This is a genomic window from Streptomyces sp. HNM0574 (assembly GCF_012726235.1).
Taxonomy (GTDB): domain Bacteria; phylum Actinomycetota; class Actinomycetes; order Streptomycetales; family Streptomycetaceae; genus Streptomyces.
In genome coordinates this window covers 116,403-140,604 of record NZ_JAASAH010000015.1, presented here as the reverse complement: position 1 = coordinate 140,604, position 24,202 = coordinate 116,403, and the positions used below count along the sequence as shown (strand labels likewise).

Genomic DNA, 24,202 nt, shown 5'->3' with positions numbered 1-24,202 from the left:
CTCTCGTGTGCCTCACCGGCCGGAACACGTGCGGAGCTTGCTCGTATCCTCGTCTGATGACCACCGATGCGCAGGTTCCCACCGCCAACGCCATGCGCCGCGCGCTGAAGAGGGCGCGCGACGGAGTCGCACTCGACACCGCCGAAGCCGCGGTTCTGCTCCAAGCGCGGGGTGACGACCTCACCGCGCTGTCCGAGTCCGCGAGCCGGGTCCGCGACGCGGGTCTCGAGGCGGCGGGCCGCCCGGGGGTGATGACGTACTCACGTGGGGTTTTCATCCCGCTCACCCGGCTCTGCCGGGACAGGTGCCACTACTGCACGTTCGTCACCGTGCCGGGCAAGCTGCGCCGCGAGGGCCACGGGATGTTCATGTCGCCCGACGAGGTGCTGGACATCGCGCGCCGCGGTGCCGAAATGGGCTGCAAGGAGGCCCTGTTCACGCTGGGCGACAAGCCGGAGGACCGCTGGCCCGAGGCCCAGGAGTGGCTGGAGGCGCACGGGTACGACGACACGCTCAGTTATGTCCGTGCGATGGCGATCCGGGTGCTGGAGGAGACGGGGCTGCTGCCGCATCTCAATCCGGGTGTCCTGTCCTGGACGGACTTCCAGCGGCTGAAGCCGGTTTCGGCCTCGATGGGGATGATGCTGGAGACCACGGCCGAGCGGCTGTGGAGCGAGCCGGGCGGCCCGCACCACGGCTCGCCGGACAAGGAGCCCGCGGTCCGGCTGCGGGTGCTGGAGGACGCCGGCCGGTCCAACGTGCCGTTCACCACGGGGCTGTTGATCGGGATCGGGGAGACGTACGAGGAGCGTGCGGAGTCCCTGTTCGCGCTGCGCCGGGTGCAGCGCGCTTATCACAGCATCCAGGAACTCATCATGCAGAACTTCCGCGCCAAGCCGGACACGGCGATGCGCGGCATGCCGGACGCGGAGCTGGAGGAGCTGGCGGCCACGATCGCCGTCGCGCGGCACATCATGGGCCCGTCGGTGCGTCTCCAGGCGCCGCCGAATCTGGTGGACGGCGAGTACGCGATGCTGATCGACGCGGGCATCGACGACTGGGGCGGCGTCTCCCCGCTCACCCGGGACCACGTCAATCCGGAGCGTCCCTGGCCGCAGATCGACGAACTCGCCGAGCGCACCGCCGCCTCCGGTTTCGAGCTGCGCGAACGCCTGCCGGTGTACCCGGAGTTCCTGCAGCGCGGCGAGCCGTGGCTGGATCCGCGGGTGCTGCCGCACGTGCGGGCGCTGGCCGATCCTCAGACGGGTCTGGCGGACGAGGGCGCGACGGTGCGGGGGCTGCCGTGGCAGGAGCCGGAGGACGGGTTCCTCGCCGCTTCGGGCCGCACCGATCTGCACCACACCATCGACACGGAGGGCCGGTCCGCGGACCGGAGGGACGATTTCGACGACGTGTACGGCGACTGGGACACCCTGCGTGAGCAGGCGCGTCCCGGGATGGCGCCGGAGCGTGCCGACGCGGACGTCCGGTCCGCGCTGTCCACGGCGGCGGACGATCCGACGAAGCTCACGGACGAGCAGGCGCTGGCGCTGCTGCACGCGGACGGTCCGGCGCTGGACGAGCTGTGCCGTATCGCGGACGACCTGCGCCGTGACGTGTCGGGCGACGACGTGACGTACATCGTCACGCGCAACATCAACTTCACGAACGTCTGTTACACGGGCTGCCGTTTCTGTGCCTTCGCGCAGCGCCGGACGGATGCGGACGCGTACACGCTGTCCCTGGACCAGGTCGCCGACCGTGCGCAGCAGGCGTGGGACGTCGGCGCCGTCGAGGTGTGCATGCAGGGCGGTATCCATCCGGATCTGCCGGGGAGTGCCTACTTCGACATCGCGCGCGCGGTGAAGTCCCGGGTGCCGGGCATGCATGTGCACGCCTTCTCACCGATGGAGGTGGTGAACGGTGCGACGCGTACGGGCATGTCGGTGCGGGACTGGCTGACGGCGGCGCGGGACGCGGGGCTGGACACCATTCCGGGGACGGCGGCGGAGATCCTGGACGACGAGGTCCGGTGGATCCTGACGAAGGGCAAGCTGCCCGCGGCGACGTGGGTGGAGGTCATCGAGACGGCGCACGAGCTGGGGGTGCGGTCCAGTTCGACGATGATGTACGGGCACGTCGACCAGCCCCGGCACTGGCTGAGCCACTTGCGGCTGCTGGCACGGATGCAGAAGTCGGCGCTGGAGAAGGGCGTCGAGGGCTTCACGGAGTTCGTGACGCTGCCGTTCATCCACACCAACGCGCCGGTCTATCTGGCGGGGATCGCGCGCCCGGGCCCGAGCATGCGGGACAACCGCGCGGTGACGGCGATGGCGCGGCTGCTGCTGCACCCGTACATCACCAACATCCAGACGAGTTGGGTGAAGCTCGGCACGGAGGGCGCGGCCGAGATGCTGCGTTCGGGTGCGAACGATCTCGGGGGGACGCTGATGGAGGAGACCATCTCCCGGATGGCGGGCTCCTCCTACGGTTCGTACCGCTCCATCCAGGACCTCGTCGCCATCGCGGATCTCGCGGGCCGTCCTGCCCGCGCGCGCACGACGACGTACGGCCCGGTGAGCGAGGAGCGGCAGCGGGCCGCGCACGATTCGGACGGCCATCTTCCGCAGCTGCTGCCCCTGGTGCAGGAGTGACCGAGGCGGTACGGCGGGTCCCGCGGCGCTCTCCGGCAGGGCGTCGCGGGAGCTAGCGGACGCGGGGGCGGGAAGGCCGCGGACGGCCCACCGTGGTGCCCATCGGGGCACCACGGACAGTCCGCACAGCGACCACAACCGCGCGGACTTCCGTCTATTAGAGTGCAGCCCCGGTAGAAGCAACGGGAGGGGGCACTGTGGCCGCTTCGGGCAGTGACGCCATATGGGGCCGCACCGAACAGCAGAGCTTCCGCGGCCGCGTGCGCGGCGCCCTGCTGGGCGGCGCGATCGGTGACGCACTCGGCGCGGGCATCGAGTTCGACTCGCTCAGCGCCATCCGTGAGGCGCACGGCGAGGACGGGGTGACGGACTTCGTCCCCGCCTACGGCAGGCGCGGCGCCGTCACCGACGACACCCAGATGACCCTCTTCACCGTCGACGGCCTGATACGCGCCCACGTCCGGCGTGACACCGGCGCCTGGCACCCGCCCACCGACGTGCACTCCGCGTACCTGCGCTGGGCCGCCACGCAGCGGGACTGGGGCCCGGACGAGCGCAAGGAGGAGGACGGCTGGCTCGCCCGCACCGAGTGGCTCTACGCCCGCCGCGCCCCCGGGAACGCCTGCCTCAGCGGTCTCGCCGACAGCCGCATGGGCACCGTCGACAGCCCGAAGAATCCGCAGTCCAAGGGCTGCGGCACGGTCATGCGGTCGGCGCCGTTCGGTCTTCTCGTCGGCTGGGAGCCGCAGTTGGTCTTCCAGCTGGCCGTGGAGTGCGCGGCGCAGACCCACGGGCATCCCACGGGCTACCTCGCGGCGGGCGCGTTCGCCGCGATCGTGCACTCCCTCACGCGCGGCGACTCCCTCGACCACGCGGTGCAGAAGTCGCTCGCGCAGCTCGCCACCCGGCCCGGCCACGAGGAGACGACGGACGCGCTGAAGCGGGCCCTGGGCGCGGTGCGCCAGGGCATGCCCACGGCGGAGCGGGTGGAGTCCCTCGGGGAGGGCTGGACGGCGGAGGAGGCGCTCGCCATCGGCGTGTACTGCGCCCTGGTCGCGGAGGATCTGCGGCACGGTCTGCTGCTGTCGGTGAACCACGGCGGGGACAGCGACTCCACCGGTTCCATCTGCGGCAACCTGCTGGGCGCGCTGCACGGTGAGACGGCGCTGCCGCCGGCCTGGGTCGCGGAGGTCGAGGGGCGGGCCACCATTCTCGAACTCGCCGACGACTTCGCGATGGAGATGACGCAGGGCCCCGCACTGCACGCCCCCGGCGCTTCGGCGCCGGCCTGGCTGGCCCGCTACCCGCGCGTCTGACCGGGGCCGCCGGCTCAGCGCATGATCTCGCCCGCGTTGACGAGCAGCGACTGGCCGGTGATCGCACGTGCCCGGTCGGAGGCGAGGAAGGCGGCCGTGTCGGCGACGTCGGCGTCGGTGGCCATCTCGGGCAGCGCCATGCGGGAGGTGAGCCGTTCCAGGACGGTGTCCTCGCCGACGCCCTCCGTCTGTGCCGCGTACTGGACGTACCCCTGCACGGGCGGGCCCCACATCCAGCCGGGCTGCACGGTGTTGACCCGTATCCGGTGCGGCCCGAGCTCGCGCGCCAGGGCGTACATCGCGGAGACGAGCGCCCCCTTGGAGGCCCCGTAGGCCGCCTGTTGGACCTGGGAGGGGGCGGCGACGGACGACTGGGTGCCGATCATGACGACCGATCCGCCGTGCTCCTTCAGCGCGGGCAGGCAGGCGCGGGTCATGCGCAGCGTGCCGAGCAGGTTGACGTCCACGACCTGCTGCCACTGCGTGAAGTCGGCGTCCTCCAGGCCGCCCATGTAGTGGTCCAGCGCCGCGACATGGACGACCGCGTCGATGCCGCCGAACCGGCTGACCGCGAGCGCGGCCAGGGCCTCGCACTGTGCCTCGTCCGTGATGTCGGTCGCCAGCTGGGCGGTCACCTCCCCGCCGGGGTCGAGGCTCGCCGCGGCCGACACGAGCCGCTTCTCGGTGCGGGCCCCGAGCACGACGTTCGCCCCGTCCCGCACGCAGGCGGCCGCCACCTGGTGACCCAGTCCCGGGCCGACGCCGGACACCACCACTGTCTTGCCTCCGAGTAGCAACACGGTCTCCCTCCGGGGCAGTTGACTGACGGCCCGTCACGGTAGGGCGTCCGGACGGAGAAGCACAGAGAGGCGGCACGGCTCTCCCCATCTGAGGCCGCGTCGGCTACTGCTGTACGGCGACGAGACCGCCGGACGGAGAGCAGCACACCGGCGGCCCCCGAGAAGAGAAGGGGACAGCCTCTTGCGGAGCGAGGAAGCGCACGGACAGAGCGCCGGTTACGCCGAGTTGGCCGCGGTCGGGCCCTACGGGGTGCGGCCGGGGCACGCGCTGATCACCATGGTCGAACCCCATCCGGGCCGGGAACGCGCCTACAACCGCTGGTACGAGGACGACCACTACATCGCGGGAGCCATGGCCATGCCGTGGATCTTCGCGGGGCGCCGCTGGGTCGCCACCCGCGCGCTCCAGTCACTGCGCCGCCCGAAGGAGTCGGCCGTCGCCCGGCCCGTCACGGCGGGCTGCTACCTGTCGACGTACTGGATCACCGAGGGACGCTACGACGACCACATGCGCTGGACGGTCGCCATCAACAAGCGGCTCAACGCCGACGACCGCGTCCACCACGACCGCACGCACGTCTTCACCAGCTTCCAGGACCACGCGGCGACGGTGTACCGCGACGGCGAAGCCGGGCCGCGGGACTTCCACGCCCTCGACCATCCCTACGCGGGACTCGTCCTCCAGGTCGTCGACACGGACACGGAGGAGCAGCGCGACCGCCTGCTGGCCGAGCTGCGCGGCACGCTCCTGCCGCGACGGCTCGCGGGCTCCCCGGCGGCCATGGCGGTGGCCTTCCGCCCCACCCCGCTGCCCGCCGACCGCATGTCGTACGTCCGGCAGGTGGAGGGCGTCGGCACGCGGCTGACGGTGCTGTACTTCCTCGAAACGGGCCCGGAGGAGTGCTGGGAGGCATGGTTCTCGGGCCTGGAGGAGGAGATCGCCGCAACAGATCTGGGGAGGCTGGAACTTGCGGCACCGTTCGTCCCGACGATCCCGGGGACGGACACCTACGTGGACCAGCTGCGCTGAGCCGGCCGTCCAGCCGGACGCTGTGCGGGCCGGAACGGCGCGCGGCGACGGAAGCGGAGCGGGCCGGCGGCAGGCGGGAGCCGGGAAGGAGGGCGAAGCCCCCTCGGCCGGGACGGCGGGCCAGTCGAGAGGGCTGCTCGGGTCAGCTTCCGGCCTGCGGGGGCCTCAGGACCGGCGTCGCGCGGCCCTCGGCTCCGGGGCTCCGGTCACCGTCGCGACGAAGCCGGTCCAGGCCGCGGGGCGGAAGCTGAGCGCGGGCCCCTGCGGGTCCTTCGAGTCCCGCACGTCCACGGTGGACACCGCGGGCGAACGCACCTCCACACAGGCGCCGTTGGCGGAATGGCTGGACTTGATCCAGGTATGGGTGGTTCCTTGCCTGATTGCCATGTCTGCTCCGGTTGTTCGGGTTGAGTCATCGACGCTACGCCCCGATTCCCGGGCATGAAGCGGCCGTTCACTCGACCGGATGGCATATTCCAGGCTGCTCTTCACACTGTTGATCGGCCCGGTGTAACCTCCGCCGTCCTCAGCCCCGGGCATACTCCTTCGCCACGTCCTCGATGAACTCCCGCGTCTGGTCCGGGTTCAGCGCCTCGGCCCGCAGATGCTCGTACATCACGCTGTAGCTCTGCACGTCGTGGGCCTTCTCCAGATAGAGGTCGCTCGTCACGCCCTCCAGATAGACCACCGACGAGTCCGAGGCGTCCGGGAACTCCAGGATCGCGTACTGCCCGTTCACGCCCGGGTGCGCGCCCATCTTGAACGGCATGACCTGGACGGTCACATGGGGCATCCGGGCGACCTCGTTCAGCCGCTCCAGCTGCTCGATCATCACCTGCCGGCCGCCGATCTCCCGGCGCAGCGCGGACTCGTCCAGCACCGCCCACAGGCGCAGCGGATTCCGCGGGTCGTTCACCCTCTCCTGGCGGCGCATCCGCACCTGCACCCGCTTCTCGATGTCGCCCGCCGACGCCTCCGGCAGCGCGCCGACGCACACCGCCTCCGCGTACGCGCGGGTCTGCAACAGGCCGGGAACGACCTGCGGTTCGTACACCCGGAGCGAGGCGGCATCGGTTTCCAGCCCGATGTAGACGCTGTACGGGATGTCGCCGAAAGCGTGCCACCAGCCCTGCTGGCGGGACTCCTTGGCCATCTGCATCAGCGAATCGACGATGCGGTGGTCGTCCACCTCGTAGACACCGCACAGATCACGGACGTCGCGCTGGCTGATGCTGCGGCGGCCGTTCTCCAGACGGCTGATCTTCGACTGGGAGACCAGCAGCCGGTCCGCGACCTCCTCTGCCGTCATGCCCTTCAGCTCGCGCAGCCGGCGCAGCTCCTGGCCGAGCCGGCGCCGCCGGACGGTGGGATTGACGTTGGGCGCCACGGGAACTGCACCTCCGCTTTAAGTACGACTACTTTCCAGCAGGTTGCCACCAACGTGACCGCCAGCGCTGGCGAATGGCAACAGAGGGTGCAGGAACACCTACCCGAATCCGGCGGCGGGCGACCGGAACCGGCCCCCGCACGCGCGTGCGGGGTGGCCGTCCCGCCGTCGTCCACGGCTGCCGGACCGCCACCCCGCATGCCTGTGCGGCTCCCGTGGAGCTGCCGTGCGGTGGTGCTGTGCGTGGTCGTGCTGTGCGTGATGGTGCGCGATGGAACGGAGCACCGCCGGGGGTGCGCGGTGCGGCGTTCGTGGGACGGCGGTCGCCAGGGGCGGCGCGGCACTTCGCGCCGCCCGCGGCGTGGTGGTCCGGTCCGGCTCAACGGGCTCCGGCGCGGACCATGCCTCCCGCTGTACGGCGTGCCTGATCGGGAACCTGCGGTGTGCGGTCACTCGCGCCGCCACCGTGGCTGCCCTGGCCTTCCCTCCGGCCGCCACCGCCGCCCGGTGCGCGGCGCTGCTGCGCCCCGACACCGTTCTGCACGTCCATCACGGCGTGCGCGACGAGACCGCCCATCGGGTCGTGCCTGATCAGATCCCGGAGCCGCGAGCGGCACGAACGCCCCTCGTTCCCGGGATAGAGGTGCTTGCCGAGACCGACCGCGTGGGCCAGCGCGGCGAGCGCCGCGGTCCGCGGGTCCGGCGGTACACCGGTGCGGATCGCCGAGTCCAGCCGGGCCCTGATTTCCCGGCTGATGGCCGTCTCCGTCGCCTGGTAGCGCGTCGTCGGCAGCACCCCGCACATCTGGCCGGATACGGCATGCACCATGCCGCAGCGTTCCAGGTGTGTGAGATAGGTTTGGCGCAGCCCCAACCGGGGCCCGCCGATCCAGTGGACGGCGCGCACCGGACTGCCGCGCCTTCGCAGCAACTCGAGCGCGGAGTCCAGAGTTGGATCTCCAGTCGGCCGTGGTAGCACCACGGCGATACGATCCCCATCAGGGGCTATCCGTCCTGCCAGAGCCAGCTCCACTAGCTGGGCCCCGGCCAGGCCGAGGTCAAGCGACTGTGGCTGCGCCGTGGTGCCCGTTGCCGGGTCCAGGGCGAGCAACAGAAGCTCCTCCGGAATTGTTCTGCGGCTCCTGCCCATCCATGCCTCCCCGCGTGGATGAATGACAGGGTGACTCCTCTCACAATGGTCTGTCGAGAGTGCGTGGACGCTTTGATCGGGAACCAGTAGGTATGTCGTTCTCGTCTGCTGTTCGGGAAGGCTGATAGCCGACCGGTGGACAGGGCCGCTGTGCGATGGGGCGGAAGCGGTGGACGGACACTGTTAACTGGTAGGGCGAGCGGCGAGCATCAGCATCAGGAGGCATCGGTGGCGGGCGAGTCCCCCGGCAAGGTGGAGCGTGGAAAGTCGTCGGGGGAGGCGACGGAGACGGCGGAGGAACGCGACGCGGTGAGCCCCGGTGGGGGCGAGGAGAGCGCGCAGGACGCCGGAACCTCTCGTACGAAGAGCGACGGTGACACGCAGTCGTCGTCGGGTGACGGTCCGGATCGCGATGCCGAATCCGGGGACTCCGGTTCCGCCGAGGCGGCGGGCAAGGGCCGTGACGAGCGCCTGAAGGCCGCTGTGGCGGCCTGGGTCGCGGGCTCGGAGGACGAGCGTGCCCCGTCCGGCGAGAGCCCCTCCGGCGGCGACGAGACAGCACGCGAAGCTGGGTCCGAAGCGAATTCCGGCCAATCCGCCGCGAGCGGACTTCCCAGGCGCCCGCGCGGCGGCAAGGACGCGTCCGCCGAGTCCGGCAGCGCCGGGGCGGACCAGCCGACCGCCATGTTCCGTACCGTTCGCGACGGCGAAGACGGTGCGGCGTCGAGCGCTCCGTCCGACACCTCGGAGAACTCCGAGGAGGCGGCCGCGCGCCGTGCCGAGCGCATGACGGCGGCCTTCTTCGGCGCGTCCAAGAAGCCGGGCGAGGACGGCGGCGCGGACGCGGAACCGGCGACGTCCGAGGACGCCGGAAAGGCCGGGGACGCCGAGGAGAAGGCACAGCCGGCGAAGGCCGCGGCCAAGAAGGCTCCCGCGAAGAAGGCCGCCGCCAAGAAGGCGACGGCCAAGAAGACCGCCGCGAAGAAGACCACGGCGAAGAAGACGGCCGCCAAGAAGACCGCGTCGGACGAGCCGGCGGAGAAGAAGACCGCCGCCAAGAAGACGACGGCCAAGAAGAGCACCGCGAAGAAGGCCCCGGCGAAGAAGACAGCGGCCAAGAAGACCGCGGCCGAGGCCCCCGCGGCCAAGAAGGCGGCCGCGAAGAAGACGACGGCGTCCGCTGCCGCGACGTCCGACGAGACGCCCGCGACCGACACCGCCGCGGCGAAGGACGCGAAGCCGGCGGACCGGAAGGGCGAGGGCGCCAAAACGGAGGCCGCGAAGTCCGGGAGCACGCAGGCGACGGGTGCCGCCGAGGACCCGCGCCTCGGCCACGGCCTGAGCTCCGCTCCGGACGCGACGACGGTGCTCTCCACGGTCGGCGCCGCGAAGTCCGCGGACAAGAGCGCCGAGGACGCGGACGCCCAGGAGCCGGAGGCCAAGACCGCCGCAGACGCGCCTGCGAAGGACGCGGAAGCAAAGGGCGCGGCCGCGGACGGCGAGGCCGACCGGACCACGCAGCTGAAGGTGACCCCGTCGCTCACCGGGGACGCCAAGGACGCCGACAGCTCGGCAACTCCCGCCGCTCCGGCGGACGTTGAGGACAAAGCGGCCAAGACGGAGCCGGAAGCCGACGCCGCCGCCGAGGCCGCGGCGAAGGACGCCGACGAGCCGGCCGCGAAGAAGGACGCCGAGGACGGGGCCGCCGACGGGCCGGCCGACCGCACCACGGTCCTGAAGGTGGTCTCCGAGTCCCCGGCGGCCGCCGCGAAGAAGCCCGGAGCAGAGGCGAAGTCCGCCGCCGACCCGGTCAGCGGAAGCGAGCCCGAGGACGCCGACAAGGCCGACGCCACGAGCCCTGCCGCGAAGGACGCCACGGCCGCCGAGGACGCGAAGGCGGCCTCCAAGGCGGACGACAAGGCGGCCTCCAAGTCCGAGGAGCCCAAGCCCAAGGACGCCAAGGCCACCCCCAAGTCCGAGGCAAAGCCGACCACTTCCACCTCCAAGGCCAGCCCCAGGTCCGACTCCGAATCCGAGTCCGAGCGCACCAGCCAGTTCGTCCCGCTGAAGTCCACGGACGAGCGGCCGGGTGCCGGGAAGCCGAAGTCGGCCGTTCCGGCCAAGGCCGAGGGCAAGCCGCGTACGGGCAGTACCCGGGAGGACGCGGCTGCCGGGACGGGCAAGGCGGCCGGTGCGGGTGCCGTCGGCGGGGGTGAGCTGCCGCCGGAGATGAGCGAGGCGGAGCTGACGCGTCAGCAGCCGCGCCCGGACCAGGCCCCGTTGGACCTGCTGGCGCAGCTGACCAACACGCCGCCCCCGCCGGAGACTCCGCTGCGGACCGCCGTGCGGCGGGTCAAGATCTGGACGCCGCTGGTCGTGCTGCTGGCGATCGTCTTCGTGATCGCGCAGTCCGTCCGTCCGCTTCCGGAGCCGGGGCTGACGCTGACGGCTTCGCCGACGTACACGTTCGCGGGCGGCAAGCCCGACGTGCCGTGGCCGTCGGAGGGCCAGGCGGTGCTGGACGTCGAGGGCCTGGGCTCGTTCGGTTCGTCGGGCGGGGAGAAGCCGGTGCCGATCGCGAGTGTCGCGAAGGTGATGACGGCGTACGTCATACTCCGCGACCACCCGGTGAAGCCGGGTGAGGACGGCAAGACGATCCCGGTCGACAAGAAGGCCGAGGAAGAGGCCGGGCTGAGTGCGCAGAACGAGTCGACGGTGAAGGTGAAGGAGGGTGACAAGCTGACGCAGCGTGAGGCCGTGGAGGCCATCATGATCGCGTCCGCGAACAACGTCGCCCGCCTGCTTGCCCGTTGGGACGCGGGTTCCGAGAAGGCGTTCACGAAGAAGATGAACGACGCCGCCGCCGACCTGGGCATGAAGAACACCGAGTACACCGACCCGAGCGGACTCAACGCCTCCACCGTCAGCACCGCGGCCGACCAGGTGAAGCTGGCGAAGAAGGCCATGGACATCCCGATGTTCCGCGACACGGTGCGGATGCCGCACTACACGGACGCCAAGGGCGACAAGCACGGCAACTGGAACCGGCTGGTGCCCCTGGACGGCGTGGTCGGCATCAAGACCGGTACGACCACGAAGGCGGGCGGCAACCTGCTCTTCGCGGCCGAGAAGGAGATCGGCGGCACCAAGCAGCTGATCGTGGGCGCCGTGCTGGGCCAGTACCGTCCCTCCATCCTCGACACCGTCCTGCAGGAGAGCAAGAAGCTCATGGACACCGCGCAGGACGAGCTGGAGGCGAAGAAGGTCGTCAAGAAGGGCGATGTGGTGGGCTACGTCGACGACAAGATGGGCGGGAAGACGCCCGTCGTCGCGACGGAGGACGTCACCGCTGTCGGCTGGTCCGGGCTGAAGGTGAAGCTGGGGCTCACGGACAACGGCAAGACCATCCCCAGCGAGGCGCCGAAGGGCACGAAGGTCGGCACACTGACGGTGGGTGACGGTCCGGGCCAGGTGAAGGTGCCCGTCGCACTCCAGGAGGACGCGACGGAGCCGGACTTCGGCTCCAAGCTGACGCGCATCCTCTGACCGGCTCGGCCGGCCCCGGACGGGGTCACTGTCCGCACACCGGAGCCCCGGCGCTCGTCCCCTGAGGGGAGGCGCCGGGGCTCCGGTGCGTGTGCCGCCGGACGTCGGGCCGGGGTCAGCTGCCGCTGCCGTAGGGGCGGGTGAGGATCTCCAGGACGTGGCCGTCCGGGTCGAGCCAGTACACGCCGCGGCCGCCGTCGTTGTGGTTGATCTCGCCGGGGCGGGTCCGGTACGGGTCGGCGTAGTAGGTCAGTCCGGCGTCCTGGATGCGGCCGAAGATTCCGTCGAACTCCTCCTCGGAGACGAGGAACGCGTAGTGCTGGGGTGTGATCGGCCCGTCGGCGTCCGCGAAGTCGAGTGCCACCTCGTTCACGGTGACGACGGGGAGGAACGGGCCGAACTGGGGCTGCACTTCGAGGCCCAGCAGGGAGGCCAGGAAGTCGGCCGAGGCCTTCTTGTCGGCGGAGTGGACGATGGTGTGGTTGAGCTGGACGGACATGGTGGTCTCCTTGTGTTCGTCGCGGCCCGGCGGAGCACGCGGTGCGCTGTCCCGTACGCGCACCGTCGCGCTCTCACGCGTGTCCCGCACGCGGTTCCGTGCGTGTCACTCATGTCCAACTCCGCTGACACCGTGGGGTATTTCGCCACGGATTCGGTCTTTCGGCGTACGACCTGTGGCCCCGGGGCGGAGGCCGGGCCGGGCCACGGTCCTGCGTCCCGGGGACCAGGGCTCCCTCCCGGGAGGGCTCAGCGGTGGGTGAAGCGCGGGGTGCGCTTCTCGACGAAGGCGGTCATGCCCTCCTTCTGGTCGTCGGTGGCGAACGTGGCGTGGAACAGGCGGCGTTCGAAGCGCACGCCCTCGGTGAGGGTGGTCTCGAAGGCGCGGTTGACGCTCTCCTTGGCCATCATGGCGACCGGCGCCGACATGCCCGCGATGGTCCCGGCGGTGGCGAGGGCCTCGGGCAGCAGGTCGTCGGCGGGGACGACGCGGGAGACGAGCCCGGCGCGTTCCGCCTCCTCGGCGTCCATCGTCCTGCCGGTGAGGCACAGGTCCATGGCCTTCGCCTTGCCCACGGCCCGGGTCAGGCGCTGGGAGCCGCCGATGCCGGGGATGACACCCAGGGTGATCTCCGGCTGGCCGAACCGGGCGGTGTCGGAGGCGATCAGGACGTCGCACATCATGGCCAGTTCGCAGCCGCCGCCCAGGGCGTGCCCGGAGACGGCCGCCACGGTGGGTGTGCGGACCTCGGCGAACCTGTCCCACAGGCCGAACCAGTCGCCGAGATAGACGTCCATGTAGGAGTGCGGCCGCATCTCCTTGATGTCGGCTCCGGCCGCGAACGCCTTGCGCGAGCCGGTGAGCACGAGACAGCCGATCTCCGGGTCCCGGTCCAGCGAGCCGGCGGCGTCGACGACCTCGTGCATCAGCCGGACACTGAGCGCGTTCAGGGCCTTCGGCCGGTCCAGCGTGATCACCGCGGTACGCCCGTGCCGCTCCACACGGATGGTCTCGTACGGTCCGGGCGTGCTGTCCGTCCCTTCGGTGGTGCCGGTCATGCTCGCTCCTCTCACCGCCGGGCCGCCGGCACCTCGGTGCCGAGGCGCCGGACGCGGTCGATGACGGCGCTGAAGTCCCGGCCCGCGCCCTCGTGTTCGGCGAAATCGGCGTACAGTGCGGCCGCTCGTGCCCCGAAGTCGGCCACTACACCGGCCTGTCGGGCGGCGCTGACGGCCAGCCGGAGGTCCTTCGCCATGAGGGGCGCGGAGAATCCGGGACGGTAGTCGTGGTTGGCGGGGCTGGCCGGGACGGGCCCGGGGACGGGGCAGTTGGTGGTGAGGGACCAGCACTGCGCGGACGCGGTCGACATCACGTCGTACAGCGCCTGGTGGTCCAGCCCGAGCCGCTCGCCGAGCACGAACGCCTCGCTCACGGCGAGTGTCGAGGTGGCCAGCACCATGTTGTTGCAGATCTTGGCCGCCTGCCCGGCGCCCGGTGGCCCGCAGTGCACGGCTCGGCGTCCCATGGCGTCGAGAAGGGGGCCGGCGGCGGTGAACTCCGGTTCCGTCCCGCCCGCCATGAAGGTGAGCGTCCCGTCCGTGGCGCCGACGACGCCGCCGGAGACGGGCGCGTCGAGGGCCCGGTGGCCCGCCGCCCGGGCCGCCTCGTGGGCCGCGCGGGCGTCGGCGACGTCGATGGTGGAGCAGTCCACGAACAGGGCCCCGGCGGGCGCTGCGGCGAGCAGCCCGTCGCGCCGGTAGGCGTCGAGGACGTGGCGGCCGCTGGGCAGCATGGTGACCACCACCTCCGCGCCCGCCGCGGCCTCCGCCGCGGAGCCCGCCGCCGTGACCCCGGACCGCTCGGTGCGGGCGACGGCCTCGGCGGAGACGTCGAAGCCGCGCACCCGGAATCCGGCGCCGGCCAGGTTCGCGGCCATCGGGCCGCCCATGGCGCCGAGGCCGAGGAACGCCACGGTGGTGCCGGCGCCCGCGGTCACCACGGGGACTCCGTGCCGTCCAGCCCGGCGCCGAGGCCGAGTTCCGCTGCGCCGAGCGGCGCGAAGTGGCGCTCCACATCGGCCTGTTGGACGTCCTCCAGCCGGGCGGGGGACCACTGCGGCTTCCGGTCCTTGTCGACGATCTGGGCGCGTACGCCCTCCACCAGGTCGTGCGAGGACAGTGCCGCGCAGGAGACGCGGTACTCCTGGTCGAGGACGCGCTCCAGCGGGCCCAGCTCCCGTGCGCGGCGCAGTGCGGCGAGGGTGACCTTCAGTGCCGTGGGGGATTTGGCGCAGACCGTCTCCGCGGCTTCCTTGGCCGCCGGGCTGCCGTGTGCCCGGAGCCGTTCCACGATCTCCTCGACGCTGTCGGCGGAGAAGCAGGAGTCGATCCACTCCCGGTGCGCGGCGAGGCCCTGGTCCTCCGTGTCCGCCGAAGCGCTGTCCGTGCCGGTGACGTGCAGGCGTACCGCGTCGGCAGCGTCCATCTCGGCCAGCGAGAGGACGAAGGCGTCCAGCCGGGAGGAGTCCATGCGGTGGTCGGCGAGGCCGCACAGCAGGGCGTCGTCGGCGCCGACGGGTGCGGCGGTCAGGGCGAGGTAGGTGCCCAGGGCGCCGGGGGCGAGGGAGAGCAGGTAGGTGCCGCCGACGTCGGGCACGAAGCCGATGCCGGTCTCCGGCATGGCGACCTTCGAGCGTTCGGTGACGACGCGGACGCTGCCGTGCGCGGAGACGCCGACGCCGCCGCCCATCACCACGCCGTCCATCAGTGCCACATAGGGCTTCGGGTAGCGGGCGATGCGGGCGTTGAGGTGGTACTCCTCGCGCCAGAAGGTGCGGGAGGCGCTGCCGTCCCCGTACTTGGCGTCGTCGTGGATGCCGCGGATGTCGCCGCCCGCGCACAGGCCGCGCCCGCCCGCGCCGGACACGACGACGGTGGTGACCCTCTCGTCGTGCTCCCACGCGGTCAGTGCGGCGTCGATGCGGCGCACCATGTCGAGGGTGAGCGAGTTCAGGGCGCGTGGCCGGTTCAGGACGATGTGCCCGGCGCGGCCCTCCCTGCGCACCAGTACGGGGTCCTCCGCCGTCCCGTGGCCGGGGGCGGAGGGTGTTCCGGGGTTCGCGTGCATCAGGCTGCTCCAGTCAGTCCGCGGGCGACGATCAGCCGCATGATCTCGTTTGTTCCTTCCAGGATCCGGTGGACCCTCAGGTCCCGGACGATCTTCTCCATGCCGTACTCGGACAGGTAGCCGTATCCGCCGTGCAGCTGGAGCGCGGTGTCGGCGACGGACGAGCCGGTGTCGGTCGCGAACCGTTTGGCCATGGCGCACAGTTGGGCGGCGTCGGCGGCTCCGGCGTCGAGGGCGGCGGCCGCCTCGTGCACCAGGGCGCGAGCCGCGCGCAGTTCCGTGGCCATGTCGGCCAGTTGGAACTGGAGGGCCTGTGCCTGCACCAGGGGTGCGCCGAACGCCTCCCGGTCGCGCAGGTGGGAGAGGCTGCGCTCCAGCGCGGACTGTGCCCCGCCGAGGGAGCAGGCGGCGATGCCGAGCCGGCCGCCGTTGAGCCCGTTCATGGCGATCCGGAAGCCGTCGCCCTCGGCGCCGAGCCGCCGTCCGGCGGGCAGCCGCACCCCGTCGAGGACGACCTGCCGGGTGGGCTGCGCGTTCCAGCCCATCTTCTGTTCGTTCGGCCCGAAGGAGAGGCCGGGGTCGTCGCGTTCGACGAGGAAGGCGCTGATGCCGGAGGGGCCCACCGAGCCGGTGCGGGCCATCACGAGGTACAGCTCGGAGGCGCCCGCTCCGGAGATGAACTGTTTGACCCCGTCCAGTACGTAGCCGTCGCCGTCGCGCACCGCGCGGGTGCGCAGGGCCGCGGCGTCGGAGCCGGCGCCGGGTTCGGTGAGGCAGTAGCTGGCGGGCGCGTCCATGGAGCACAGGGCGGGAAGCAGCCGCCCGCGCTGGTGGGCGTCTCCGTACCGGGCCACCATCCAGCCGACCATGTTGTGGATGGACAGGTAGCCGGCGAGGGACGGGCAGCCGGTCGCCAGGGCCTCGAAGACCAGGGCGCCGTCGGTGCGGCCGAGTCCGGAGCCGCCGTCCTCCTCCGGGACGTAGACGCCGCCGAGGCCGAGGGCGGCGGCCTTGCGGAGGACGTCGAGGGGGAAGTGCTTCTCGCGGTCCCAGGTCACGGCGTGCGGTGCGAGGTGTTCGCGGGCGAAGTCGCGGGTGGTGTCCACCAGTGCGCGCTGGTCGTCGGTCAGTGCGTGCACGGCGCTCACCTCATCGTGGGGAGGGTGAAGCTGGCACCCTCCTTGACGCCGGACGGCCAGCGGGAGGTGACCGTTTTGGTGCGGGTGAAGAAGCGGACGGCGTCCGGCCCGTGCTGGTTCAAGTCCCCGAATCCGGACTGCTTCCAGCCACCGAAGGTGTGGTACGCGACGGGCACCGGAATGGGCACGTTCACGCCGACCATTCCGGTCCGCACGCGGCGGGTGAAGTCCCGCGCGGTGTCGCCGTCGCGGGTGAAGAGGGAGACGCCGTTGCCGAAGGGGTGCTCACTCGGCAGCCGCAGCGCTTCCTCGTAGTCGGCGGCCCGGACGACGCACAGCACGGGGCCGAAGATCTCCTCGCGGTAGATCCGCATCCCGGGGGTGACATGGTCGAAGAGGCTGGGGCCGGTGAAGAATCCGCCCTCGTGCCCGGGGAGCCGGAAGTCCCGTCCGTCGGCGAGGAGTTCGGCGCCTTCGCGCACTCCGCTCGCCACGTAGCCGTGGACGCGGTCGACGGCCTCCCGGCCGATGAGCGGCCCGAAATCGGCCTCGGGGTCGTCGCTCCGTCCGATGCGGAGCGCGCGTACCCGTTCGGTGAGTTCGGCGACCAGCGCGTGCGCGGTCTCCTGGCCGACGGGGACGGCGACGGACGCGGCCATGCACCGTTCGCCGGCCGAGCCGTACGCGGCGCCGATGAGGGCGTCGGCGGCCTGCCCGAGGTCCGCGTCGGGCATGACGATCAGGTGGTTCTTGGCGCCGCCGAAGCACTGTGCGCGCTTTCCGTGCGCGGCGGCCCGCGCGTACACGTGGGCCGCGGTGGGAGTGGAGCCGACGAAGCCGACGGCCTGGACGCGCGGGTCCTCCACGAGCGTGCCGGCCGCCTCGGGCCCGCCGTTGACGACGTTGAGGACACCGGGCGGCAGCCCCGCCTCCAGGAACAGTTCGGCGAGCCGCAGGGGTACCGAGGGGGCGCGTTCGGAGGGCTTGAGGACGAAGGCGTTGCCGCAGGCCAGGGCGGGTGCCGCCTTCCACAGGGGGATCATGGCGGGGAAGTTGAACGGGGTGATGCCCGCCGTGACGCCCAGGGGCTGGCGCAGCGAGTGCACGTCGATGCCGGTGCCGGCGTTGTCGGTGAACTCGCCCTTCAGCAGGTGGGGGATGCCGGCGGCGAACTCCACCACCTCCAGTCCCCGCTGCACGTCCCCGTGCGCGTCGGCGACGGTCTTGCCGTGCTCGGCGGACAACAGGCGGGCCAGCGCGTCGCGTTCGCGTTCGGCCAGTGTGAGGAAGCGCAGCAGGACGCGGGCGCGCCGCTGCGGGTTCCAGCGGGCCCATTCCTCCTGGGCGCGTTCCGCGTCGGCGATGGCCGTCTCGGTGTCGGCGCGGTGCGCCATCGGTACGCGTGCCTGTACGCGTCCGGTGTTCGGGTCGTGGACGTCGGCGAACTCGCCCGAGTTTCCCGGGACATGCTTGCCGCCGACGAAGTGCGTCAGCTCACGGACCATGGAAGACCTGCTCTCGTCGGGTGGGGCCGGTGGGCCCCGGAGGCGGGACGGAGGGCGGACAGCCGCGCGCGCTCGGCGCCCGCACCGTGGTGACGGTGCGGTTCTCGTACGGGGGCTCCGGTACGGAGAGCGGTGCGCGTACGGGTGCGCGGCGCCCCGGGGCGTCAGGGCCCCTGGGGCGGCGGGGTGGCGGGATCGCCGGAACGCCCCGGTGCTGCGGGGCCGCCTGAGCATGCCTGTGGCGTGGTCATGCGTGTCTGCTCCATCCGCGTGGACAACACGAGCCGTCCCGCGGCCGGTATCTGACTCCCGGTTCAGCGCGCGCCTCCGAGCCGTCCCGGCGGGCCGTCTCCGACTGCCGCCAGTGGCTTGCCTGTTGGGCCCGGGGAGGCGCACTCCCGGTCACAGTGGCGGGACCGTGCTGGATTCGCACCAGACTTCCCTGCACCGCGGGCTCGGTCACGAACATATAGTTGGACGTCCAAGTAAGTCCAGGGTGCACCGGCGCCACAGCGACGTGAACCGGCCATTCCGCACCACTGAACCGCACCGCTCACCTGCGGGGACGGGGCGGGCCTGGGCGAGTGGCTGAGCCACTGAGCCAGCAAGCCACTGAGCCAGTACGCCCCGCCCCGCGTGCTCCGCGCCGCTCAGTCCGTGCGGGCCGTGCCGAACGCCTCGATGAGACGCTCGGCCGCGAGCGTCGCCGTCAGCGTCCCGTCCCGCACCTGCTCCTCCAGCACGGGGGCCAGCCGGCGCACCTCGGGGTGCCGCTCCAGGCTGTTGAGGAGATGGTCACGCACCATCGACCACGCCCAGTCGACCTGCTGGTCGCGCCGTTTGGAGGTCAGCCTCCCGCTCGCGTCGAGCACCGAACGGTGCTGCTGCACCCGCTCCCACACCGCGTCCAGACCGGTGTTCTCACGGGCGCTGCAGTGCAGCACCGGGGGCGTCCACGCGGCGTCAGCGGGCTGCATCAGCCGCAGCGCGCCCGCCAGTTCGCGGGCCGCGGAGCGGGCGTCGCGCTCGTGCGGGCCGTCGGCCTTGTTGACGGTGATGACGTCGGCGAGCTCCAGGACGCCCTTCTTGATGCCCTGCAGCTGGTCGCCCGTGCGGGCCAGGGTGAGCAGCAGAAAGGTGTCCACCATGTCGGCCACGGTGGTCTCGCTCTGCCCGACACCGACCGTCTCCACCAGGACGACGTCGTAACCCGCCGCCTCCATCACGATCATGGTCTCGCGGGTGGCCTTCGCGACCCCGCCGAGCGTGCCCGAGGTCGGCGAAGGGCGCACGAACGCCTCCGGGTTGACCGACAGACGCTCCATGCGCGTCTTGTCGCCCAGGATGGAGCCCCCCGTCCGGCTGGAGGACGGGTCGACGGCCAGCACCGCGACCCGGTGCCCCTGCTCGGTCAGCATCGTGCCCAGCGAGTCGATGAACGTCGACTTGCCGACGCCCGGCACCCCGCTGATCCCGACCCGCGCGGCCCTGCCCGCGTGCGGCAGCAGCCGCGTCAGCAGCTGCTGCGCCAGCTCGCGGTGGTCGGCGCGGGTGGACTCGACGAGGGTGATGGCGCGGGCCACCTGGGCACGCCTGCCGCCCAGGACACCCTCCGCGTAACTGTCGATGTCGATCTTCTGCGGCACGCGCTCACCACTCGTGGCCGAGGCTCGCGGCGAGCTTCGTGACCAGGTCGTACGCCGCGTCCGGGATGACCGTGCCGGGCGGGAAGACGGCCGTGGCGCCCGCCTCGTGCAGCGCCTCGACGTCCTGCGGCGGGATCACCCCGCCGACGACGATCATGATGTCGTCCCGTCCCGCCTCCGCCAGCTGCTCCCGCAGCGCGGGGACCAGCGTGAGGTGTCCGGCCGCCAGCGAGGAGACGCCGACGATGTGCACGTCCGCCTCGACGGCCTGCCTGGCCACCTCGGCCGGCGTCTGGAACAGCGGGCCGACGTCCACGTCGAAGCCCAGGTCCGCGAAGGCCGTCGCGATGACCTTCTGGCCCCGGTCGTGCCCGTCCTGGCCCATTTTGGCGACCAGCAGCCGCGGCCGGCGGCCCTCGTCGCGCTCGAAGTCGTCGACCAGAGCGCGGGTGCGCTCCACGCCCGCCGACTCCCCGGCCTCGTTCCTGTACACACCCGAGATCGTACGGATCTGGCCCGCGTGCCGGCCGTACGTCTTCTCCAGAGCGTCCGAGATCTCGCCCACCGTCGCCTTCGCTCTCGCCGCGTCGACCGCCAGCGCCAGCAGGTTGCCCTCCAGGCCGGGCCCGGGGCCTGACTCGGCGGCCGCCGTGAGCGCGTCCAGCGCCGCCCGGCACGCGCCCTCGTCGCGCTCCTCGCGCAGCCGCCGCAGCTTCTCGATCTGCTGGGCGCGCACGGAGGAGTTGTCGACCTTGAGGACCTCGATCTGCTCGTCGCTGTCCGACCGGTACTTGTTGACACCGATGACGGGCTGCCGCCCCGAGTCGATCCGGGCCTGCGTGCGGGCCGCCGCCTCCTCGACGCGCAGCTTCGGGATGCCCGCGTCGATGGCCTTCGCCATGCCGCCCGCGGCCTCCACCTCCTCGATGTGCTGCCAGGCCCGCCGCGCCAGGTCGTACGTCAGGCGCTCCACGTAGGCGCTGCCGCCCCACGGGTCGATGACGCGGCAGGTGCCCGACTCCTGCTGGAGGAGCAGCTGCGTGTTGCGGGCGATCCGCGCGGAGAAGTCCGTCGGCAGGGCCAGCGCCTCGTCGAGGGCGTTGGTGTGCAGCGACTGGGTGTGCCCCTGGGTCGCCGCCATCGCCTCCACACAGGTGCGCGTCACGTTGTTGAACACGTCCTGCGCGGTGAGCGACCAGCCGGAGGTCTGCGAATGGGTGCGCAGCGAGAGCGACTTGGGGTTCTTCGGGTCGAACTGCTTCACCAGCTTCGCCCACAGCAGCCGCGCGGCGCGCAGCTTGGCGACCTCCATGAAGAAGTTCATGCCGATCGCCCAGAAGAACGAGAGGCGTGGCGCGAAAGCGTCCACGTCCATGCCCGCGTCCATGCCGGCGCGCAGGTACTCCACACCGTCGGCCAGCGTGTAGGCCAGCTCTAGATCGGCCGTCGCACCGGCCTCCTGGATGTGATACCCGGAAATGGAGATGGAGTTGTAGCGCGGCATCTTCTGCGAGGTGTACGCGAAGATGTCGGAGATGATCCGCATCGAGGGCTGCGGCGGATAGATGTAGGTGTTGCGGACCATGAACTCCTTGAGGATGTCGTTCTGAATGGTCCCCGCAAGCTTCTCCGGCGGCACGCCCTGTTCCTCGGCGGCGACGATGTAGAGCGCCAGCACGGGCAGCACCGCACCGTTCATCGTCATCGACACCGTCATGCGGTCCAGCGGGATGCCGTCGAACAACTGCCGCATGTCGTAGATGGAGTCGATGGCGACGCCCGCCATGCCGACGTCACCCGTCACCCGCGGATGGTCGCTGTCGTAACCCCGGTGCGTGGGCAGGTCGAAGGCGACGGACAGGCCCTTCTGGCCCGCCGCGAGGTTCCGCCGGTAGAAGGCGTTCGACTCCTCGGCCGTGGAGAAACCCGCGTACTGCCGCACGGTCCACGGCTGGTTGACGTACATGGTCGGGTACGGGCCCCGCAGGTACGGGGCGATGCCCGGGTAGGTGCCCAGGAAGTCCAGACCGTTCACGTCGTCCGCCGTGTACAGCGGCTTGACGGTGATGCCCTCCGGCGTGTGCCAGGACAGGTCGTCCGTGCTCCGGCCGGTGCGCTCCTTCACCGCGCTCGCCCACAACGCGTCCGCCTCGGCGTCCGCGGGCCGCTGTGCGGTAGCGGCGGCGTCCTCGGGCTCCAGGGCGATGCCCGAGAAGTCCGGCACGGGACGCGGCCGCGAACCCTCGTGCTGTGTCATGCCACCCCCATGCGGTCGAGAAGGGACGAGAGGACGGCGACCGCGTCGCCGCCCGCGAAGACGAACTCGTCGACACCCGCCCGCTCGTACTCCTCCCGCTGCTCGCCCTTCGGGCGGCCGGCGAGCAGGACGGACGCGGCACCCGCCGCCTTCAGCGCCGCCGTGACCCCGGCGGCCTCCTCGGCGTACCGGGTGTCGTCGGAGCAGAGGCAGGCGACGGTGGCGCCGCTGCGGGCGAGGGCCCCGGCGGCGGACTCGGCGTCGACGGTGACGGGGTCGTGCACCGGCTCGATGCCGCCCGCCTGGAGCAGGTTGGACACGAACGACACCCGCGCCGTGTGCGCGGCGGCGGGGCCGAGCGCGGCGAGGAACAGCCGCGGCCTGCTGCCCGTGGCGGCGAGATGCGCGTCCGAACGGGAGCGCAGCGCCTCGAAGGCGTCGTCCCTGCGGACGCGCGGCAGGCCGCCGCCGCGCGGTGCCTCGGGTGCGCTCTCGCGCTCCAGCGGGGTCTCCGCCAGCAGCGGGAACTCGCTCACTCCCGTGACCGGCTCCCTGCGGTGCGCGAGCGCCTCGCCGCGGCGGGCCCACTCGGCGGCCAGCCGGTCGCCGACCAGGCCGTCGCGCAGGGCCTGTGCCATGCCTCCGGCCCGCTCGATCTCCTGGAACCAGGCCCAGGCGGCCCGCGCCAGTTCGTCGGTCAGCGTCTCGACGTACCAGGAGCCGCCCGCGGGGTCGATGACGCCCGCCAGGTGCGACTCCTCCACCAGGATGCTGGAGGTGTTGCGGGCGATGCGCCGGGCGAACGCGTCCGGCAGGCCGAGCGCCTCGTCGAACGGCAGCACCGTCACCGCGTCCGCGCCGCCGACGCCCGCGCCGAGGCAGGCGACGGTGGTGCGCAGCATGTTCACCCACGGGTCGCGGCGCGTCATCATCACCGGGGAGGTGACGGCGTGCTGCCGCTGGGCCGCGCTGCCGCCCTCCACTCCGCACACCTGCGCCACCCGCGCCCAGAGCCGGCGCGCGGCCCGCAGTGTGGCGATGGTGGTGAACTGGTCGGCGGTCGCCGCGTACCGGAACTCCAGCTGTGCGCAGGCCGCTTCCGGCGACAGGCCGGCCTCCGTCAGCCGCCGCAGGTACGCGACCCCGACAGCCAGTGAGGCGCCCAGTTCCTGCGCCGGGGAGCCGCCCGCCTCGTGGTACGGCAGCGCGTCGACGGTGAGGGCCCGCAGGCCCGGCTGCCCGTCGTGGCACAGCACCGCCAACTCGGCGGCCTCGCGCAGGAGTCCGTCGACCGCGCCGTGCTCGCCGGTGCGGGCCGCGTACCCGAGCGGGTCGGCGCCGAGGTTGCCCGGGGTGCTCTCCGGCAGTGTCGCTCCGTACTCGCCGTACAGGCGCAGGAGTTCACGCGCGGCTGCGCCGGTCTCGGCGCCCGCGTCGAGCACGACGGGGGCCAGCTCCAGGTACACGCCGTCCAGGGCCATGCCCAGGTCCTGCACGGGCAGGCCGCCGGAGCCGACGGTCAGCCACACGGAGCTGACGCCGTTCTCCAGGTCGGCGAGGACCGCCTCGCGGGTGCCCTGCGCGTCGGCGCGGCGGTGTGCCTGGCGGATGTCCCATCCGCCGGCCGCGTTTCCTTCCGGCTTCGCACCCCGTGTGAACGGGGCGAAGCCCGGCCTGTCCTCGGCGGCCCGCCCGTCTGCCGCCGTGTAGAGCGGGTTCACACGGATCCCGTCCGGCAGCGAAGTGGCAAGGGCGGCCTCGGGCCGTTTGTCGTCGATGGACCGGGCCCCCGTTTTCTGCAGCACCCCGGCGACAAGCTGCTGCCACTGTTCGTACGTGGCGTCCGGGAAGTCGGCGGTCAGGGGAAGCCCGTCGTCAGGCGGGACCGTCATGGAGGCAGATTAGGACAGCGGGCAGGCGCCGCAGCAGACGTGCGCGCTGTGACCTTGAACTCCCCGGTAACCCGGTTTGGCGGCGTGCTCCGGCCCTCCGGACCGCTTTCTGTTCCCTTTCGCACGGTTGCTGCCGTGCTGGGGGCGCGGACCGCGCACCGTCGCGGCCGCCGCCCGCCTCCTCGACGTGTCCGGCCTCACAAGAGCCCCGCGCGGCAGGGGACTTGAGCCGCGGGGGCGGGTGTGTGCCGGGCC

17 protein-coding genes and 1 riboswitch are annotated in these 24,202 nt (G+C 72.0%); of the genes, 4 read left to right on the top strand and 13 right to left on the bottom strand.

The genetic code is table 11. The annotated features are described in order from the left end of the window. The first annotated feature begins 56 nt into the window (after nucleotides 1–56). Both HCC30_RS22940 and HCC30_RS22935 read left to right on the top strand, forming a co-directional pair. Entirely contained in the window at nucleotides 57–2,654 is a 2,598-nt protein-coding gene (locus HCC30_RS22940) for a bifunctional FO biosynthesis protein CofGH (protein WP_169444634.1), read from the top strand. A gap of 197 nt (nucleotides 2,655–2,851) precedes the next feature. After that, entirely contained in the window at nucleotides 2,852–3,970 is a 1,119-nt protein-coding gene (locus HCC30_RS22935; protein ID WP_169444633.1) for an ADP-ribosylglycohydrolase family protein, read from the top strand. Between the two features lie 14 nt (nucleotides 3,971–3,984). Here HCC30_RS22935 and HCC30_RS22930 read toward each other — a convergent pair whose 3' ends face one another. After that, nucleotides 3,985–4,767 (bottom strand): SDR family oxidoreductase, encoded by a 783-nt coding sequence (locus HCC30_RS22930; RefSeq protein ID WP_206324216.1) that lies wholly within the window; start codon nucleotides 4,765–4,767, stop codon nucleotides 3,985–3,987. A gap of 184 nt (nucleotides 4,768–4,951) precedes the next feature. Between HCC30_RS22930 and HCC30_RS22925 the strand changes: the two genes are divergently transcribed. Continuing rightward, complete coding sequence (locus HCC30_RS22925; RefSeq protein ID WP_169444631.1) at nucleotides 4,952–5,800, top strand: hypothetical protein; 849 nt, start codon at nucleotides 4,952–4,954, stop codon at nucleotides 5,798–5,800. A gap of 165 nt (nucleotides 5,801–5,965) precedes the next feature. Here HCC30_RS22925 and HCC30_RS22920 read toward each other — a convergent pair whose 3' ends face one another. The 3 genes from HCC30_RS22920 to HCC30_RS22910 all read right to left on the bottom strand — a co-directional run bounded on the left by HCC30_RS22920 (nucleotide 5,966) and on the right by HCC30_RS22910 (nucleotide 8,337). After that, nucleotides 5,966–6,187, bottom strand: a complete 222-nt coding sequence (locus HCC30_RS22920) for a DUF397 domain-containing protein (RefSeq protein ID WP_169444630.1) — start codon at nucleotides 6,185–6,187, stop codon at nucleotides 5,966–5,968. A 139-nt stretch (nucleotides 6,188–6,326) separates the two neighbouring features. Further along, entirely contained in the window at nucleotides 6,327–7,187 is an 861-nt protein-coding gene (locus HCC30_RS22915; RefSeq protein ID WP_169444629.1) for a Scr1 family TA system antitoxin-like transcriptional regulator, read from the bottom strand. A 379-nt stretch (nucleotides 7,188–7,566) separates the two neighbouring features. Then, nucleotides 7,567–8,337 carry a GPP34 family phosphoprotein gene (locus HCC30_RS22910; protein ID WP_169444628.1) on the bottom strand — a complete coding sequence of 257 codons (771 nt, stop codon included), beginning with the start codon at nucleotides 8,335–8,337 and terminating at the stop codon, nucleotides 7,567–7,569. A gap of 228 nt (nucleotides 8,338–8,565) precedes the next feature. Between HCC30_RS22910 and HCC30_RS22900 the strand changes: the two genes are divergently transcribed. Then, the gene (locus tag HCC30_RS22900; RefSeq protein ID WP_346776762.1) at nucleotides 8,566–11,883 is read left to right on the top strand and encodes a D-alanyl-D-alanine carboxypeptidase; all 3,318 of its coding nucleotides are present in this window, start codon (nucleotides 8,566–8,568) and stop codon (nucleotides 11,881–11,883) included. A gap of 115 nt (nucleotides 11,884–11,998) precedes the next feature. Here the strand turns inward: HCC30_RS22900 and HCC30_RS22895 are convergent, their stop codons facing one another. The 9 genes from HCC30_RS22895 to HCC30_RS22855 form a co-directional block, all read right to left on the bottom strand. Then, nucleotides 11,999–12,382, bottom strand: coding sequence for a VOC family protein (locus HCC30_RS22895; protein WP_169444627.1), 384 nt, complete (start codon nucleotides 12,380–12,382; stop codon nucleotides 11,999–12,001). 248 nt (nucleotides 12,383–12,630) lie between these two features. After that, the gene (locus HCC30_RS22890; RefSeq protein ID WP_169444626.1) at nucleotides 12,631–13,440 is read right to left on the bottom strand and encodes an enoyl-CoA hydratase; all 810 of its coding nucleotides are present in this window, start codon (nucleotides 13,438–13,440) and stop codon (nucleotides 12,631–12,633) included. Between the two features lie 11 nt (nucleotides 13,441–13,451). Continuing rightward, nucleotides 13,452–14,330 carry a 3-hydroxyisobutyrate dehydrogenase gene (gene mmsB / locus HCC30_RS22885; protein ID WP_169444658.1) on the bottom strand — a complete coding sequence of 293 codons (879 nt, stop codon included), beginning with the start codon at nucleotides 14,328–14,330 and terminating at the stop codon, nucleotides 13,452–13,454. A gap of 44 nt (nucleotides 14,331–14,374) precedes the next feature. Continuing rightward, nucleotides 14,375–15,508 (bottom strand): enoyl-CoA hydratase/isomerase family protein, encoded by a 1,134-nt coding sequence (locus HCC30_RS22880; RefSeq protein ID WP_169444625.1) that lies wholly within the window; start codon nucleotides 15,506–15,508, stop codon nucleotides 14,375–14,377. Then, nucleotides 15,508–16,656, bottom strand: coding sequence for an acyl-CoA dehydrogenase family protein (locus HCC30_RS22875; RefSeq protein WP_169444624.1), 1,149 nt, complete (start codon nucleotides 16,654–16,656; stop codon nucleotides 15,508–15,510). The genes HCC30_RS22880 and HCC30_RS22875 overlap by 1 nt, the downstream gene beginning before the upstream one ends. Then, the gene (locus HCC30_RS22870) at nucleotides 16,653–18,152 is read right to left on the bottom strand and encodes a CoA-acylating methylmalonate-semialdehyde dehydrogenase (RefSeq protein WP_169444623.1); all 1,500 of its coding nucleotides are present in this window, start codon (nucleotides 18,150–18,152) and stop codon (nucleotides 16,653–16,655) included. Before HCC30_RS22870 ends, HCC30_RS22875 begins: the two co-directional genes overlap by 4 nt. 297 nt (nucleotides 18,153–18,449) lie before the next feature. Beyond that, nucleotides 18,450–18,595: riboswitch (cobalamin riboswitch) on the bottom strand. Nucleotides 18,596–18,802: 207 nt separating this feature from the next. Then, on the bottom strand, nucleotides 18,803–19,798 hold the full coding sequence (gene meaB, locus HCC30_RS22865) for a methylmalonyl Co-A mutase-associated GTPase MeaB (RefSeq protein ID WP_169444622.1): 996 nt from the start codon (nucleotides 19,796–19,798) through the stop codon (nucleotides 18,803–18,805). A gap of 4 nt (nucleotides 19,799–19,802) precedes the next feature. Beyond that, the gene (scpA, locus tag HCC30_RS22860) at nucleotides 19,803–22,055 is read right to left on the bottom strand and encodes a methylmalonyl-CoA mutase (RefSeq protein ID WP_169444621.1); all 2,253 of its coding nucleotides are present in this window, start codon (nucleotides 22,053–22,055) and stop codon (nucleotides 19,803–19,805) included. After that, on the bottom strand, nucleotides 22,052–23,947 hold the full coding sequence (locus HCC30_RS22855) for a methylmalonyl-CoA mutase family protein (protein WP_169444620.1): 1,896 nt from the start codon (nucleotides 23,945–23,947) through the stop codon (nucleotides 22,052–22,054). Before HCC30_RS22855 ends, scpA begins: the two co-directional genes overlap by 4 nt. Nucleotides 23,948–24,202: the final 255 nt, after the last annotated feature.

Coding starts and splice junctions, on each gene's coding strand:
- HCC30_RS22940 (WP_169444634.1), top strand. CDS start 57: ATGACCACCGATGCGCAGGTTCCCACCGCCAACGCCATGCGCCGCGCG.
- HCC30_RS22920 (WP_169444630.1), bottom strand. CDS start 6,187: ATGGCAATCAGGCAAGGAACCACCCATACCTGGATCAAGTCCAGCCAT.
- HCC30_RS22910 (WP_169444628.1), bottom strand. CDS start 8,337: ATGGGCAGGAGCCGCAGAACAATTCCGGAGGAGCTTCTGTTGCTCGCC.
- HCC30_RS22895 (WP_169444627.1), bottom strand. CDS start 12,382: ATGTCCGTCCAGCTCAACCACACCATCGTCCACTCCGCCGACAAGAAG.
- HCC30_RS22890 (WP_169444626.1), bottom strand. CDS start 13,440: ATGACCGGCACCACCGAAGGGACGGACAGCACGCCCGGACCGTACGAG.
- mmsB (WP_169444658.1), bottom strand. CDS start 14,330: ATGGGCGGCCCGATGGCCGCGAACCTGGCCGGCGCCGGATTCCGGGTG.
- HCC30_RS22880 (WP_169444625.1), bottom strand. CDS start 15,508: ATGCACGCGAACCCCGGAACACCCTCCGCCCCCGGCCACGGGACGGCG.
- HCC30_RS22870 (WP_169444623.1), bottom strand. CDS start 18,152: ATGGTCCGTGAGCTGACGCACTTCGTCGGCGGCAAGCATGTCCCGGGA.
- scpA (WP_169444621.1), bottom strand. CDS start 22,055: ATGACACAGCACGAGGGTTCGCGGCCGCGTCCCGTGCCGGACTTCTCG.
- HCC30_RS22855 (WP_169444620.1), bottom strand. CDS start 23,947: ATGACGGTCCCGCCTGACGACGGGCTTCCCCTGACCGCCGACTTCCCG.